This is a genomic window from Tabrizicola sp. (genome assembly GCF_041911175.1).
Taxonomy (GTDB): domain Bacteria; phylum Pseudomonadota; class Alphaproteobacteria; order Rhodobacterales; family Rhodobacteraceae; genus Tabrizicola.
On record NZ_JAYRPN010000107.1, the window covers coordinates 23022 to 37042 of the forward strand.

Here is a 14021-nt window from a genome sequence, read left to right on the forward strand (position 1 = left end):
CGCCGGGCGGCGCTCCGGTTGGACAAACTGATGAAGGCCGCTATCTTCCTGTGGGGGAAGGGCGATGTGTTTGGCGGGAAATTTCGGAAAATCCTGCAAAGAGCTTCGCCTTTTCCGGAAGAGTTTGTTCTTGCCTTGAATCGGTTCGGCCTTCTTGATGGAGTGAGAACCAGAAGAAGGGGCGCGTGGGTCGCTTTACGCCGCATCGGGCGACCACGCAGAATGCCTCGAATGGGGAGACCGCGGCGGACAGACGGATGAGCATAGCGTTTCTGTTGAACGGAACGCCGGTTCGCATCGAGGGGGAAGCCCCGACGCGGACCCTGCTGGATTGGCTGCGCGGGCGCGGCCTTGTGGGCACGAAAGAGGGTTGCAACGAGGGTGACTGCGGGGCCTGCACCGTGATGGTGACGGACAGGTCCGGGTCGAAGGCGCTGAACGCCTGCATCCTGTTCCTGCCGCAGTTGCACGGCAAGGCGGTCAGGACGGTCGAGGGGATTTCCGGGCCGAAGGGCGAGATGCATCCGGTGCAGGCGGCGATGGTGTCGCATCACGGGTCGCAATGCGGGTTCTGCACGCCGGGGTTTGTCGTCAGCATGGCGGTGGCGCATCTGAACGGCGACCGCGCGCATGACGATGCGCTGGCGGGGAACCTGTGCCGCTGCACGGGCTATGCGCCGATTGTCCGGGCTGCGGAGGCGGCTGCGGGCGAGGCGGTGCCGGAGTGGATGCAGGCGGATCGGGCGGCTTTGGCCGGGTTCGCTGCGGGCGAGGCGGATGTGTTCCGTCCGGCGGATTCCGATGCCTTGGCGGAGTGGTATCTGGCGCATCCCGAGGCGGTGCTGGTGGCCGGGGCGACGGATGTGGGGCTTTGGGTGACGAAGCAGCTGCGGGAGTTGTCTCCGGTGGCGTTCCTGGGGGGTGTCGAGGACCTGAAGGGGATCGAGGTGCAGGGCGGGCAGTTGCATGTCGGGGCCTGCGTGACGATCTCGGCTTTGCGCGAGGCGGTGGTGGAGCGGTTGCCGTCGTTCGGCGAAATGTTGCGGCGCTATGCGTCGACGCAGGTGCGGAATGCGGCGACGATCGGGGGGAACATCGCCAATGGCTCGCCGATCGGCGACGGGCCGCCGGCGCTGATCGCCTTGGGGGCGGTGTTGCACCTGCGGCGGGGGGATGAGATGCGGTCGCTGCCGCTGGAGGAGTTTTTCCTGGAATATCGCAAGCAGGACCGGAGGCCGGGCGAGTTCGTGGCGGGGGTTTCGTTCCCGGAGCGGGCGGAGGCGCTGCGGTGCTACAAGATTTCCAAGCGGTTCGACCAGGATATCTCGGCGGTCTGCGGGTGTTTCAATGTGACGGTTGACGCTGGCGTAGTGACTGAGGCCCGGATCGCATTCGGGGGGATGGCGGGGGTGCCGAAGCGGGCGTCCTTGGCGGAGGCGGCGCTGGTGGGGCGCGAGTGGACCGGGGCGGTGGTGGAGGCGGCGGCGGAGGCGATGGCGGGGGATTTCGCGCCGATGACGGATATGCGGGCGAGTGCCGGGTATCGGATGCTGACGGCGCAGAACCTGCTGCGTCGGTATTTCCATGACCTGAACGGGGTGGGCGTCTCGGTGCTGGAGGTGTCGGCATGAGCATGGGCAAAGCCCTGCCGCATGACGCGGCGCCGCTGCATGTGACCGGGCAGGCGCGGTATATCGACGATCTTTCGATGGCGAATGCGCTGCATCTGGCCTTCGGGCTGTCGACCGTGGCGCATGGCGAGATCATCGGGATCGACCTGTCGGCGGTGCGGGCGGCTCCCGGCGTGGTGGCGGTGCTGTCGGCGGAGGATCTGCCGGACATGCCGGACTGCTCGCCTTCGATGCATGACGAGCCTTTGCTGGCGGTGGGCACGGTGCACTACGTCGGGCAGCCGGTGTTTCTGGTGATTGCCGAGAGCCATCTGGCCGCAAGGAAGGCGGCGCGGTTGGGGAAGATCAGCTACCGGGAGCTTCCGGCGCTGCTGACGGTGGATGCGGCCTTGGCGGCGGACAGCCGGTTCGAGGGCGGGCCGGTGATCTGGGCCAAGGGCGATGCAAGCGCGGCGATTGCCGGGGCGCCCCGGCTGGTGGAGGGGTCGTTCGAGGTCGGCGGGCAGGAGCATTTCTACCTGGAAGGCCAGGTTGCGGCGGCGGTGCCGCAGGAGGGGGGCGACATGGTCGTCCATTCCTCGACCCAGCACCCGACGGAAGTGCAGCACAAGGTGGCACATGCGTTGCACCTGCCGATGTCCTCGGTCCGGGTGGAGGTGCGCCGGATGGGCGGCGGGTTCGGCGGCAAGGAATCGCAGGGCAACGCACTGGCGATTGCCTGTGCGGTGGCGGCGCGGCTGACCGGGCGGCCAGCCCGGATGCGCTATGACCGGGATGACGACATGGTCATCACGGGGAAGCGGCATGACCTGCAGATCGTCTATCGCGCGGGGGTGGATGATCAGGGGCGGATTCTGGGGCTGGAGTTCACCCACCTGTTCCGTTGCGGCTGGTCTCAGGATTTGAGCCTGCCGGTGGCGGACCGGGCGATGCTGCATGCGGACAACTGCTATTACCTGCCGCATGTGCGGATTGAATCGCACCGGCTGAAGACCAACACCTGCAGCGCCACGGCCTATCGCGGCTTCGGCGGGCCGCAGGGGATGGTCGGGATCGAGCGGGTTCTCGATCATGTGGCCTTCGCCGTGGGGCGCGAGCCGGTGGAGGTGCGCAAGGCCAACTTCTATCGCGGGATGGTGAGTGCGGATGCCTCCGGCGGGGATATTTCGGCCAGTATGAAAGCGAAAGGCGGTTCCGGGGGCGACGAGATCGACCTGACCTCGCGGGGCGCGGCGGCGCCGGTGGGGTCGCACGAGCTGCCTGCGGACGGGGCGGTGCAGACGACGCCTTACCATATGCCGGTGGAGGATTTCATTGGGCATGAGATGGTGGCGGAGCTGGAGCGGACCTCAGACTACCGGGCGCGGAAGGCGGAGATTGCCCGCTGGAACGCGGGATCGCCAGTGCTGAAGCGGGGGATCGCGCTGACGCCGGTGAAGTTCGGGATCAGCTTCACGCTGACATGGCTGAACCAGGCGGGGGCGCTGGTGCATGTCTACCAGGACGGCTCCATCGCGCTGAACCACGGCGGGACCGAGATGGGACAGGGGCTGTTCCAGAAGGTCGCGCAGGTGACGGCGCATGTCTTCGGGCTGGACGTAGGGATGGTGAAGATCACCGCGACGGATACCGGGAAGGTGCCGAACACCAGTGCCACCGCGGCATCCTCGGGGTCGGACCTGAACGGGATGGCGGCGAAGGCGGCGGCGGAGACCATCCGCGGGCGGCTGGCGGAGTTCCTGGCCGAGAAGCATCAGGTGAAGCCTGAGGCGGTGAGGTTCGTCGACGGGACGGTGAAGGTCGCGGGCGAGATCTACGAGTGGGAGAAGGTGGTGGCCTGGGCCTATCAGGCGCGGGTCTCGCTGTCCTCGACGGGGTATTACGCGACGCCGAAGATCGTCTGGGACCGGGTGAAGGGCACCGGGCGGCCGTTCTTCTATTTCGCTTATGGCGCGGCGGTGACCGAAGTGGTGATCGACCGGCTGACCGGGGAGAACCGCATCCTGCGGGCGGATTTGCTGCATGACACGGGGACCTCGCTGAACCCGGCTTTGGACATCGGCCAGGTGGAAGGGGCCTATGTGCAGGGCGCCGGGTGGCTGACGACCGAGGAGCTGGTCTGGGACGGGAAGGGGCGGCTTTCGACCCATGCGCCGTCGACCTACAAGATCCCGGCCTGTTCGGACCGGCCGCGGGATTTCCGCGTGGCCTTGTGGGGCAAGCCGAACCCGGAGGAGTCGGTCGGCAAGTCGAAGGCGGTGGGAGAGCCGCCGTTCATGCTGGGAATCTCGGCTTTGTATGCGCTGTCGGATGCGGTGGCGGCTTGCGGGGATGGCTCGGTCTATCCCGCGCTGGATGCGCCGGCGACAGCGGAGCGGGTGCTGATGGCTGTGCGGAGGGTCGAGGGTGTTTGATCTTTCCGCCCTGTCCTCGGCTTTGGCTGTGCATGGCCGGGTGGCCCGCGTGGTGATCGCCGCGCATGACGGGTCAAGCCCGCGTGAAGTGGGCGCGGCGATGCTGGTCTGGGATCGGGGTCAGTCGGGGACGATTGGCGGCGGGGCGCTGGAGTATGAGGCGGTCGGGAAGGCGCGCGATTGGCTGGCGGCGTGGGCCCCTATCTTGGCGGCGAGCCCCCCCACCCCATCCCTCCCCCACGCGGGGGGAGGGAGGCGCTTTGCGGGAAGCGTGACGGAAGATGACGGGCGCAACAGGCCCCCTCCCCCCACCGGGGGGGAGGGATGGGGTGGGGGGGCTGCGCGGGTTGATCGCGTGGCGCTTGGACCCAGCCTCGGTCAGTGCTGCGGCGGGGCGGTGACGCTGTGGACCGAAGTCTTCGATGCCCCGCCGGAAGCGGTCGCTGGCGTGGTGGCGCGGGGTCCGGGCACGATGCCCTTGGCGGTGAAGCGGGTGCTGGTGGCGGCACGGGGGCAAGGGGTGCGGCCTGCGCCGGGGCTGGTGGCGGGCTGGCTGGTCGAGCCGGTGGCGGAAGCCGAACGGCAGGTCTGGATCTGGGGCGCGGGGCATGTGGGGCGGGCTCTGGTCGGGGTGCTGGCGCCCTTGCCGGGGATTGCGCTGACCTGGGTCGATACCGGGCCGGAGCGGTTTCCCGAGGTGATCCCGGAGGGGGTCACGCCGGTCTGGGCGGAGCGGCCCGAGGCGCTGGTGGGCCATGTGCCGGTGGGGGCGGAGCATCTGATCGTCACCTATTCCCATGCGCTGGACCTGGAACTGTGCCACCGGCTGCTGGGCCGGGGGTTCGGCTGGCTGGGGCTGATCGGCTCGGCGACGAAATGGGCGCGGTTCCGGTCGCGTCTTAGGGCTCTGGGCCATTCCGGCGCGGAGATTGATCGCATTACCTGCCCCATCGGGGACGTGAGCCTGGGCAAGCATCCGCAGGCCATCGCCATAGGTGTGGGATTGCAACTGCTGAAGAACAAACACAAATCCGAGACGGAGATCGCGGATGACAGGGACGGAAACAAGCGGCGAGGGCAAACGGCCTGACCTGCTGACGGTAAGCGGCATCACCAAGGCCTATCCGGGAGTGATCGCGAACAGCGATGTCTCCTTTGCCATCGGCGAGGGGGAGATTCATGCGCTCTTGGGCGAGAACGGGGCGGGCAAGTCGACGCTCGTCAAGATGATCTATGGCCTGATCCGGCCTGACTCTGGCCAGATGACGCTGCGGGGGGCGGGTTATGCGCCGTCGAAACCCGCAGAGGCGCGGCGGCTGGGCGTGGCGATGGTGTTCCAGCATTTCAGCCTGTTCGAAGCGCTGAATGTCGCGGAGAACGTGGCCCTGGGGATGGAGAACCCGCCGCCGATGCGCGAGCTTGCCGCGCGGATCAGGGCCGTGTCGGAGGAATACGGGCTGCCCTTGGACCCGTCGCGGATGGTGGGGGATTTGTCGGCGGGCGAGCGGCAGCGGGTGGAGATCATCCGGTGTCTGTTGCAGGACCCGAAGCTTCTGATCATGGACGAGCCGACAAGCGTGCTGACGCCGCAGGAGGTGGAGATCCTGTTCAGGACGTTGCGGCAACTGTCGGCCGAGGGGACGGCGATCCTGTATATCAGCCACAAGCTGGAGGAGATCAGGAGCCTCTGCGACGAGGCGACGATCCTGCGGCGGGGGAAGGTGGTGGCCACCTGCACCCCGCGCGAGCGGACGGCGCGGGAGATGGCGGAGCTGATGGTCGGCGCCAGCCTGAAGACGCCAGAGCGGCGGGTGGCGGAGAAGGGCGAGGTGGCGCTGGGGGTCAGCGACCTGTCGGCACCCTCGCCCATACCGTTCGGGACTTCGCTGAAGGGGATCGGCTTCACCGTCGCGAAAGGCGAGGTTCTGGGGATCGCCGGGGTGGCGGGGAACGGGCAAGATGAGCTTTTGCTCGCATTGTCGGGAGAGCTGAAGGCGGACCCGGACAAGGTGCGGGTGGCGGGGCATGCGGTGGGCGACCTCGGGCCGGTGGACCGGCGGAAGGCGGGCCTCGTCGCGGCGCCGGAAGATCGCTATGGCCATGCGGCGGCGCCGGATATGTCGCTGGTGGAGAATGCGTTTCTGACGGCGGGAGTCCGCAAGGGGCTGACCCGGAAAGGGTTCGTCGACTGGGCGGGGACGCGGGCTTTCGCGGAAGAGATCATCGCGGCCTATGACGTGCGCACGCCGGGGCCGGATGTGGCGGCGCGGGCCCTGTCGGGGGGGAATTTGCAGAAGTTCCTGATGGGGCGCGAGCTGATGCAGGGGGCGAGCGTGATCGTGATCAACCAGCCGACCTGGGGGGTGGATGCGGCGGCGGCGGCCTCGATCCGGCAGTCGATCCTGGACCGGGCGGGCGAAGGCGCGGCGGTGGTGGTGATTTCCCAGGACCTGGATGAGTTGCTGGAGGTGTCGGATTCGTTTGCCGTGCTGAACGAGGGGCGGCTGACCAAGCCGCGGCCCACCGAGGGCCTGACGATGGACGAGATCGGGCTGATGATGGGCGGGGCGCATGGCATGGAGGTCGCGCATCATGTGGAGTGATTGGCGGACGACCAGCCGGGTGCCCCCCTCCCCCGGCCCCTCCCCACGGAGGGGGAGGGGAGGCGCGGGTTGCGGCCTGGGGTCATGGATCGGAGCCGGAGCGCGCGCGGCGCCGTCGGAGTGGGGGCCAGCCCCCCAGGCCGTTGGTTTCTCGAACCAATGGCAAAACCACCGGCCTACCCGGGATATTTGCACCAGTATGAAAGGGGCTTGTCGTGCTGAGGCTTGAGAAGCGCCCGACGCCCAGCCGGTTCTGGCTGTATGCGACGCCGCCGGTCGCGGTGATCCTGACGATGGTCACGGGGGGCATCCTGTTCGCGGCGATGGGCAAGAACCCGTTCGAGGTGATCCGCACGATTTTCTGGGACCCGGTTTTCGGCGAGTTCGCCTTCTACCTGCGCGGGCAGTTGCTGGTGAAGGCGGGGCCCTTGATCCTGATCGCCATCGGCCTTGCGCTGGGGTTCCGGGCGGGGATCTGGAACATCGGGGCGGAAGGGCAATACATCATGGGCGCGATCTTCGGCGCCTCGGTCGGGCTGGCGGTGTTCCCCACGGAAAACCGGCTGATCTTTCCGCTGATGATCCTCGCCGGGGCCTTCGGCGGCTGGCTCTGGGCGATGATCCCGGCGATTTTGAAGACGCGGTTCAACACCAATGAGATCCTTGTGTCCCTGATGCTGGTCTATGTGGCCGAGACGATCCTGGCCAAGGCCTCGACCGGGTTCCTGAAGAACCCTGAGGGGATGGGTTTCCCCGGAAGCCGCAACTTCTCCTCCTATCCCGCAGCGGCCAACCCCGAGCTGATTGCCGGGTCGGGCCTGCACTGGGGCGGGGTGGCGGCGCTGGTGACGGGGGTGCTGGCCTATATCCTGCTGACCCGGCACCAGGCGGGGTTCCAGATCCGGCTGGCGGGGCAGGCACCAAGGGCGGCGCGGTTCCACGGGGTCAACCCGGCGCGGCTGGTGGTGATGTGCATGGGCATCTCCGGCGCGCTGGCGGGGCTGGCGGGGCTGTTCGAGGTGACGGGGCCGGCGGGGCAGATCAGCATCGACTTCAATACCGGCTACGGGTTCACGGCGATCATCGTGGCCTTCCTGGGGCGGCTCAATCCGCTGGGGATCGTGCTTGCGGGGTTCCTGATGGCGCTGACCTATGTGGGGGGCGAGATGGCCTCGACCAACCTTGGCCTGCCGGATGCGGCGATCCAGGTGTTCCAGGGGATGCTCCTGTTCTTCCTCCTCGCGGTGGATGTGTTGACGAACTATCGGTTCCGGCTGGCGGTGGGGGCGCACTGAGATGGACTTTGGCGGTATCAATCCGGTCATCCTGATCGCGACGCTCATGGCCTCGGCGGTGCCGATCCTGCTCGCCGCCTTGGGCGAGACGGTGGTGGAGCGGTCGGGCGTCCTGAACCTGGGCGTCGAGGGGATGATGATCATCGGCGCGCTGGGCGGTTTCGTCACGGCGGTGGCGACGGGAAGCCCGGTGCTGGGCTTCATCGGCGGGGCGGTTGCGGGGGCGGTGCTGAGCCTGATCTTTGCGCTTCTGACGCAGGTGTTCCTGGCGAACCAGGTGGCGACGGGGCTGGCGCTGACGCTGTTCGGGCTGGGAGTCTCCAGCCTTGGCGGGCAGGGCTACAACGGGATCAAGCCGCCGCATACCGGGCAGCTGCTGCCGGATGCGCTGGCGGACCTGCCGGTGGTGGGGCCGATCCTGTTCGGGCATGACTGGGTGGTCTATTTCAGCATCGCGATGACGGCGGTGCTGTGGTGGGTGCTGAAATTCACGCGGATCGGGCTGATCATCCGGGCGGTGGGCGAAAGCCACGAGGCGGCGCATGCGCTGGGCTACAAGGTCAACCGCATCCGGCTGATGTGCATCGCCTTCGGCGGGGCGATGGCGGGGATGGGCGGGGCCTATGTGTCGCTCGCACGGGTGCCGCAATGGGTGGACGGGATCACCGCGGGCGCGGGGTGGATCGCGCTGGCCATCGTGGTCTTCGCCAGCTGGAAGCCCTGGCGTGTGCTGATCGGGGCCTACCTGTTCGGCGGGATCACCGTGTTGCAGCTGAACCTGCAGGTCGCGGGGTCTGGCATTCCGGTCGAGTACTTGTCGATGGCTCCCTATCTGATAACCATCCTTGTGCTGGTCATCATGTCGGCGGGACGCAAGGGCAAGGCCAGCGGGGCTCCGGCCGCGCTGGGTCAGAATTTCCACGCCTCGCGCTGAGGCTTATAACCGCAGGGCAGCAAGCCTTGCCACCAACGGGAGTAACGATATGAAACGTAGAAATCTGCTGGCAAGTGCGGCGATGGGGCTGATGCTGGCCTCGGGGGCCTTCGCGCAGGGGATGGAGCATGTGAAGGCCTGCTTCGTCTATGTCGGCCCGATCGGCGACGGCGGCTGGACCTTCCAGCACCACCAGGGTGCGCTGGCGGTGCAGGAGAAGTTCGGCGACAAGGTCGAGATCCAGTATCAGGAAAGCGTGCCGGAAGGCGCGGATGCCGAGCGGGTGCTGACCCAGATGGCTTTGGGCGGCTGCAACATCATCTTCACCACCTCGTTCGGCTACATGGATGCGACCAACGCGGTGGCGGCCAAGTTCCCGGACGTGAAGTTCGAACATGCGACCGGCTTCAAGCGCGACAGCGCCAACGTGTCGACCTACAACGCGCGCTTCTACGAAGGCCGTGCGGTGGAAGGGCTGCTCGCGGGCCGGATGACCAAGTCGAACAAGATCGGCTACATCGGGTCCTTCCCGATCCCCGAGGTGATCATGGGGATCAACAGCTACTACCTTGCCGCCAAGAAGGTGAACCCGAACGTCGAGCTTTCGGTCGTCTGGGCCTTCACCTGGTTCGACCCGGCGAAGGAAGCCGATGCCGCTAAGGCGCTGATCGACCAGGGCGTCGACGTGATCGCCTCGCACACCGATTCCACCGCCGTGCTGGCCGAGGCCGCGAAGACTGGCGGCAAGGTGATCGGCTTCGGCCAGGCCTCGGATATGGCGGAATACAAGCCCAGCCCGCGCGTCAGCTCGGTCGTCGACAACTGGGGCCCCTACTACATCGAGCGGGTGCAGGCGCTGTTGGACGGGACCTATGCGCAGGCTGACACCTGGGCGGGCATCAAGGGCGGCGAAGTGATGATCGGCGAGATCACCGATGCGGTTCCTGCCGAGATCAAGGCCGAGGCCGAGAAGCTGCGCGACGATATCGCGGCGGGCACGGTGCATCCGTTCACCGGGCCGCTGAAGAAGCAGGACGGGTCGGACTGGCTGGCCGAGGGTGCGACGGCACCGGACGGCGACCTTCTGGGGATGAACTTCTTCGTCGAAGGCATCAAGGGCGACATTCCCCACTGATCCTGACGGACTGGGGGTTTCGGCCCCCGGTGAAGTTGAGTATTTGAGCCAAGAGGAAGGGGCATGGGGTTTCCCGTGCCCCTTTCCGTTGCGGGAGGCTGGAAATGGACGCGGATTTTCTGATCATCGGCGGGGGGATTGCCGGGATCTCGGCGGCGGCGCGGATGTCGGAGCTGGGACAGGTCATCGTGCTGGAGGCGGAAGAGGCGCTGGCGCACCATGCCTCGGGCCGGTCGGCGGCACTGTTCGAGCCGCGCTATGGCGCGCCTGCGGTGGTGGGGCTGTCGATGGCCTCGGAAGCCTATTTCCGCTCGGTGCCGGGGGTATTGTCGCCGCGGGGCCTGCTGCTGGTGGGCAAGGCGGATGGGGTTGAGGCCTTCGAGCATGACCTGGAGGTCATGGCCTTCGACCGGATCAGCGTGGAGGAGGCGCGGGGGATCGTGCCGATCCTGAATCCGGAGACGGTGGCGATGGCGGGCTATGCGGGCCATGCCGAGGATGTGGACACCGACCTGCTGGTGCAGGGCTTCGCGCGCGAGGCCAGGGGGCGCGGTGCGAAGGTGCTGACCAAGGCGCGGGTGACGGCGGTGGCGAAGGAGGGCGCGGGCTGGCGCGTCGACAGCACGGCGGGGTCGTTCACCGCGCGGATGGTGGTGAACGCGGCGGGGGCCTGGGTGGACCAGGTGGCCGTCATGGCAGGGGTCAAGCCGCTGGGGTTCACGCCGTACCGGCGGTCGATGGCGCGGATCCCGGCGCCGGGTGGGCATGACGTGAGCAAGTGGCCGATGCTCTTCGGGCCGGGCGAGGACTGGTATGCCAAGCCCGACGCAGGGGCGCTGATCGTCTCTCCGGCCGAGGAGGACCTGATGGAGCCGCATGACGCCTGGGCCGACGACATGGTGCTGGCCGAGGGGCTGGCGCGGTATGAGGAGATGGTGACGGAGCCGGTGACGCGGCTGATCTCGAACTGGGCGGGGCTGCGGACTTTTGCGCCCGATCGGGTGCTGGTGATCGGGCCGGATGTGCGGGAGCCGTCGTTCTTCTGGCTGGCGGGACAGGGTGGCTACGGGTTCCAGACCAGCGCGGCGGCGAGCCGGCTGGCGGCGGACCTGATCGGGGGGCGTGCGCCGGAACTGGACGCAGGACTGGTCGCGCAGCTGGCGCCTGCCCGCTTCGGTTGACGCAGGTCAACGCAAGCCGGGGCTGACCGTGGCATGGGGGGCGGAACGAAGGAGGCCCTGATGTCCGAGACGCCCTATGCCGACAAGATTTCCGCGATGCGCAAGGAGTTGCGCGCCCTGAACGCGCTGGTGCCCGAGGCCGCGAAGGGCTTTGGCGCGCTGTCGAAGGGGGTCAAGGAAAACGGCCCGCTGGGGGTGAAGGAGAAGGAATTCGTCGCGCTTGGCATGTCCGTGATCCTGCGTTGCGAGCCCTGCATCAACTTTCACGTCGAGGCGCTGATGAAGGCCGGGGCCAGCCGCGAGGAACTGGGCGATGTGCTGGCGATGGCGATCCAGATGGGCGGCGGGCCGGGCCTGATGTATGCCGGTCACGCGCTGGCCTGCTGGGACGAACTGGCGTCGAAGGCGTCGTGACGGGGTTTCCGCCGAGGGTCGAAAATCCCGCGTGACAGGGAACGCGGGGCGCGGCAGCATCGGCCCATGTTGCGCCAGATTTCCCTTGTTGCCCTGCTTGTGCTGTCCGCCTGTGGCGGCGCGAAGCGCGAGGCCGTGCCCGTTGGTTCCGGCGAAGTCACTGTGATCAGCAGCAACTTCGACGACAGCGACCCGACCGACTGGCCGGGGCGGTCGCCCGACCGCTATCCGGTGCATGGCATCGACCTGTCGCGGTTCCAGACCAGCGTGGACTGGAGCGCTGCCCGGGCCAACGGGGTGAACTTCGCCTTCATCAAGGCGACGGAGGGCGGCGACCGGGTGGACCCGATGTTCGAGGACCACTGGCGCGGCGCGGGCCGGGCCGGGGTGATGCGCGGGGCCTATCATTTCTTCTACCGCTGCCGCCCGGCGGCAGAGCAGGCGCGCTGGTTCATCAAGCATGTGCCGCGCACGCCGGGCGCCCTGCCCCCGGTCCTCGACATGGAATGGACGCCGACCAGCCCGACCTGCACGATCCGCCGCGACGGGGCGGTGATCCGGGAAGAGGCGCGCATCTTCCTGGACATCCTGGAGCGGCACTATGGCCAGCGGCCGATGATCTATACCACGGTCGATTTCTTCCAGGACACCGAGCTGTGGCGGCTGCAGGGGGTGGAGTTCTGGCTACGCTCGGTCGCCGACCATCCGCACGGGGCCTATGACGGGAATTCCTGGAGTTTCTGGCAATATACCTCGACCGGGCTGGTGCCGGGCATCGCGGGGCGGGTGGATATCAACGTCTTCGCCGGGTCGAAGCAGGCCTGGGCGGGATGGCTTGCCGCACGCCAGATGTAGGCGACCAGATCTCGATTAATTCTCGCTTAAATTGTGTGGCGGAAATGGACACGGATTGTCGCCAAATGAGCGCAAACCGGACCCAGCATTTGCCCTCGCCTGCCTTAGTCCTGCCGCGCTTCACCCGGACAAGGGGGCATGGCCGAAAGGACGCCCGCAATGAAAAAGACGATCATGCTGCTGAAGAAGATGGGGCTTGGCCGCGTCCGGAAAGATGCGGTGGACGAGCCTTTCGAGAAGCGTCTGAAGAAGGTGACCCGGACCCGGGTGGTGAACCACGCCGGGCTGGGCGGGCCGGTGTTCAGAAGCCGACCACCAGAGACGGAAGTCTGAGCCCGGCCATCAGGTCGCGCAGTTCCTGCCGGGCGGCGATGTTCGACAGGTTCAGCTGATCGACCCCGGTATCCTTGAGATCCAGCAAAGTCAGGCCGCGCGGGAACAGCTCGCGGAAGATCACCCGCTCGGAGAACCCGTTCAGCACGCGAAAGCCGATGCGGCGCGAGAGTTCCTCCAGTGCGGCGCCGACCTTCTTCTTGTTGTGCATCTGCTGCGCGCCAAGCCGGTTACGGACGACGATCCAGTCGATCGGCTGCAGCCCCGCCTGCGCCCGGGTCTGCCGCGCGGCCCAGACCATTTCGGAGTAGATCGACGGCCCCTTGATCTTTCCGGTCAGCCCGTCCATCCGCGCCAGCAGGTCGAAGTCGACGAAACTGTCGTTCAGGGGCGTGATCAGGGTGTCGGCAAGGGTATGCGCCACCTGGCTGAGGCGCGTGTGGCTGCCGGGGCAGTCGATCACGATATAGTCCATCTCGCCGTCCATCGCCTCGATGGCGCGGGTCAGGCGCTGGTCCTGGGCATTCTCGCCCACAGACAGTGCGGCCGGGTCGATTTCGGGCAGGCTGCGATAGTCGGGGGTAGGCAGGTTGAGGCCCGCCTGGGCCAGGTAGGCGCGGCGGTTCTCGATATAGCGCCCGAACGACCGCTGGCGGAGATCAAGGTCCAGTGCGCCGACCCGGTGGCCAAGCCGGGCCAGCGCGGTGGCCACATGCATGCAGGTGGTCGACTTGCCCGAGCCGCCCTTCTCGTTCCCGACGACGATGATCCGCGCCATGCTGGCCCCTGTTCCTGTCCCGGCGCTTTCTTATGCGGGGACTTGGGCAGGGGGAAGCGGGATTCCGCCGAGGGGCAGGGAGCGATTTCTTCGAAGAAATCGGTTCGGAGCCTTCAAAGGCTCCGGTCCGGAGTTTTTGAAAACTCCGGTGGCTGGCGTCGGCAATGAAGAAGGGGCGCACCTTTCGGCACGCCCCCTGTTCGATGCAGCGGTCGGGATCAGAACCCGAGGCCCGCGTATTTGTTCTTGAACTTCGACACGCGACCGCCGGTGTCCAGGAGCTTGGCCTGCTGGCCGGTCCAGGCCGGGTGCGCCAGCGGGTCGATGTCGAGCGACAGGGTGTCGCCGTCCTTGCCCCAGGTCGAGCGCGTCGTATAGGTCGAGCCGTCGGTCATCTTGACGGTGATCGTGTGGTAATCGGGGTGAATTTCGGCTTTCATCGTCCCGC

General features: G+C 67.2%; 13 protein-coding genes. 11 read left to right on the forward strand and 2 right to left on the reverse strand.

Going from position 1 to position 14021, the window contains the following annotated elements; translation table 11 throughout:
* Nucleotides 1-257: 257 nt before the first annotated feature.
* The 11 genes from xdhA to ACE3P6_RS14715 all read left to right on the forward strand — a co-directional run bounded on the left by xdhA (nucleotide 258) and on the right by ACE3P6_RS14715 (nucleotide 12795).
* On the forward strand, nucleotides 258-1631 hold the full coding sequence (gene xdhA / locus ACE3P6_RS14665) for a xanthine dehydrogenase small subunit (protein ID WP_374396364.1): 1374 nt from the start codon (nucleotides 258-260) through the stop codon (nucleotides 1629-1631).
* Nucleotides 1628-4045 (forward strand): xanthine dehydrogenase molybdopterin binding subunit, encoded by a 2418-nt coding sequence (gene xdhB / locus ACE3P6_RS14670; protein WP_374396366.1) that lies wholly within the window; start codon nucleotides 1628-1630, stop codon nucleotides 4043-4045. The genes xdhA and xdhB overlap by 4 nt, the downstream gene beginning before the upstream one ends.
* Nucleotides 4038-5135 carry a xanthine dehydrogenase accessory protein XdhC gene (gene xdhC, locus ACE3P6_RS14675; protein ID WP_374396368.1) on the forward strand — a complete coding sequence of 366 codons (1098 nt, stop codon included), beginning with the start codon at nucleotides 4038-4040 and terminating at the stop codon, nucleotides 5133-5135. The genes xdhB and xdhC overlap by 8 nt, the downstream gene beginning before the upstream one ends.
* Nucleotides 5095-6648, forward strand: coding sequence for an ABC transporter ATP-binding protein (locus ACE3P6_RS14680; RefSeq protein ID WP_374396371.1), 1554 nt, complete (start codon nucleotides 5095-5097; stop codon nucleotides 6646-6648). Before xdhC ends, ACE3P6_RS14680 begins: the two co-directional genes overlap by 41 nt.
* A 215-nt stretch (nucleotides 6649-6863) precedes the next feature.
* A complete protein-coding gene (locus ACE3P6_RS14685) occupies nucleotides 6864-7943 on the forward strand; it encodes an ABC transporter permease (RefSeq protein WP_374396374.1) in 1080 nt (359 codons plus the stop codon).
* A gap of 1 nt (nucleotide 7944) precedes the next feature.
* Nucleotides 7945-8877 carry an ABC transporter permease gene (locus ACE3P6_RS14690; protein ID WP_374396377.1) on the forward strand — a complete coding sequence of 311 codons (933 nt, stop codon included), beginning with the start codon at nucleotides 7945-7947 and terminating at the stop codon, nucleotides 8875-8877.
* A gap of 49 nt (nucleotides 8878-8926) precedes the next feature.
* On the forward strand, nucleotides 8927-10012 hold the full coding sequence (locus ACE3P6_RS14695) for a BMP family ABC transporter substrate-binding protein (protein ID WP_374396380.1): 1086 nt from the start codon (nucleotides 8927-8929) through the stop codon (nucleotides 10010-10012).
* A gap of 104 nt (nucleotides 10013-10116) precedes the next feature.
* Nucleotides 10117-11193 carry an NAD(P)/FAD-dependent oxidoreductase gene (locus tag ACE3P6_RS14700; protein ID WP_374396383.1) on the forward strand — a complete coding sequence of 359 codons (1077 nt, stop codon included), beginning with the start codon at nucleotides 10117-10119 and terminating at the stop codon, nucleotides 11191-11193.
* Nucleotides 11194-11253: 60 nt separating this feature from the next.
* On the forward strand, nucleotides 11254-11607 hold the full coding sequence (locus tag ACE3P6_RS14705; RefSeq protein ID WP_374396386.1) for a carboxymuconolactone decarboxylase family protein: 354 nt from the start codon (nucleotides 11254-11256) through the stop codon (nucleotides 11605-11607).
* 66 nt (nucleotides 11608-11673) lie between these two features.
* Entirely contained in the window at nucleotides 11674-12462 is a 789-nt protein-coding gene (locus ACE3P6_RS14710) for a GH25 family lysozyme (RefSeq protein ID WP_374396389.1), read from the forward strand.
* Between the two features lie 159 nt (nucleotides 12463-12621).
* Nucleotides 12622-12795 carry a hypothetical protein gene (locus ACE3P6_RS14715; RefSeq protein ID WP_374376834.1) on the forward strand — a complete coding sequence of 58 codons (174 nt, stop codon included), beginning with the start codon at nucleotides 12622-12624 and terminating at the stop codon, nucleotides 12793-12795.
* Here the strand turns inward: ACE3P6_RS14715 and ACE3P6_RS14720 are convergent.
* Together ACE3P6_RS14720 and rpmE are read right to left on the reverse strand one after the other, a co-directional pair.
* Nucleotides 12764-13573 (reverse strand): division plane positioning ATPase MipZ, encoded by an 810-nt coding sequence (locus tag ACE3P6_RS14720; RefSeq protein WP_374396392.1) that lies wholly within the window; start codon nucleotides 13571-13573, stop codon nucleotides 12764-12766. The genes ACE3P6_RS14715 and ACE3P6_RS14720 overlap by 32 nt on opposite strands.
* 218 nt (nucleotides 13574-13791) lie before the next feature.
* Nucleotides 13792-14013 carry a 50S ribosomal protein L31 gene (gene rpmE / locus ACE3P6_RS14725; RefSeq protein ID WP_294971911.1) on the reverse strand — a complete coding sequence of 74 codons (222 nt, stop codon included), beginning with the start codon at nucleotides 14011-14013 and terminating at the stop codon, nucleotides 13792-13794.
* Nucleotides 14014-14021: the final 8 nt, after the last annotated feature.

Bases quoted from the DNA above. Each gene is read 5' to 3' on its own strand.
- xdhA (WP_374396364.1), top strand. From the start codon at position 258: ATGAGCATAGCGTTTCTGTTGAACGGAACGCCGGTTCGCATCGAGGGG.
- xdhB (WP_374396366.1), top strand. From the start codon at position 1,628: ATGAGCATGGGCAAAGCCCTGCCGCATGACGCGGCGCCGCTGCATGTG.
- ACE3P6_RS14680 (WP_374396371.1), top strand. From the start codon at position 5,095: ATGACAGGGACGGAAACAAGCGGCGAGGGCAAACGGCCTGACCTGCTG.
- ACE3P6_RS14690 (WP_374396377.1), top strand. From the start codon at position 7,945: ATGGACTTTGGCGGTATCAATCCGGTCATCCTGATCGCGACGCTCATG.
- ACE3P6_RS14695 (WP_374396380.1), top strand. From the start codon at position 8,927: ATGAAACGTAGAAATCTGCTGGCAAGTGCGGCGATGGGGCTGATGCTG.
- ACE3P6_RS14700 (WP_374396383.1), top strand. From the start codon at position 10,117: ATGGACGCGGATTTTCTGATCATCGGCGGGGGGATTGCCGGGATCTCG.
- ACE3P6_RS14705 (WP_374396386.1), top strand. From the start codon at position 11,254: ATGTCCGAGACGCCCTATGCCGACAAGATTTCCGCGATGCGCAAGGAG.
- ACE3P6_RS14710 (WP_374396389.1), top strand. From the start codon at position 11,674: ATGTTGCGCCAGATTTCCCTTGTTGCCCTGCTTGTGCTGTCCGCCTGT.
- ACE3P6_RS14715 (WP_374376834.1), top strand. From the start codon at position 12,622: ATGAAAAAGACGATCATGCTGCTGAAGAAGATGGGGCTTGGCCGCGTC.
- ACE3P6_RS14720 (WP_374396392.1), bottom strand. From the start codon at position 13,573: ATGGCGCGGATCATCGTCGTCGGGAACGAGAAGGGCGGCTCGGGCAAG.
- rpmE (WP_294971911.1), bottom strand. From the start codon at position 14,013: ATGAAAGCCGAAATTCACCCCGATTACCACACGATCACCGTCAAGATG.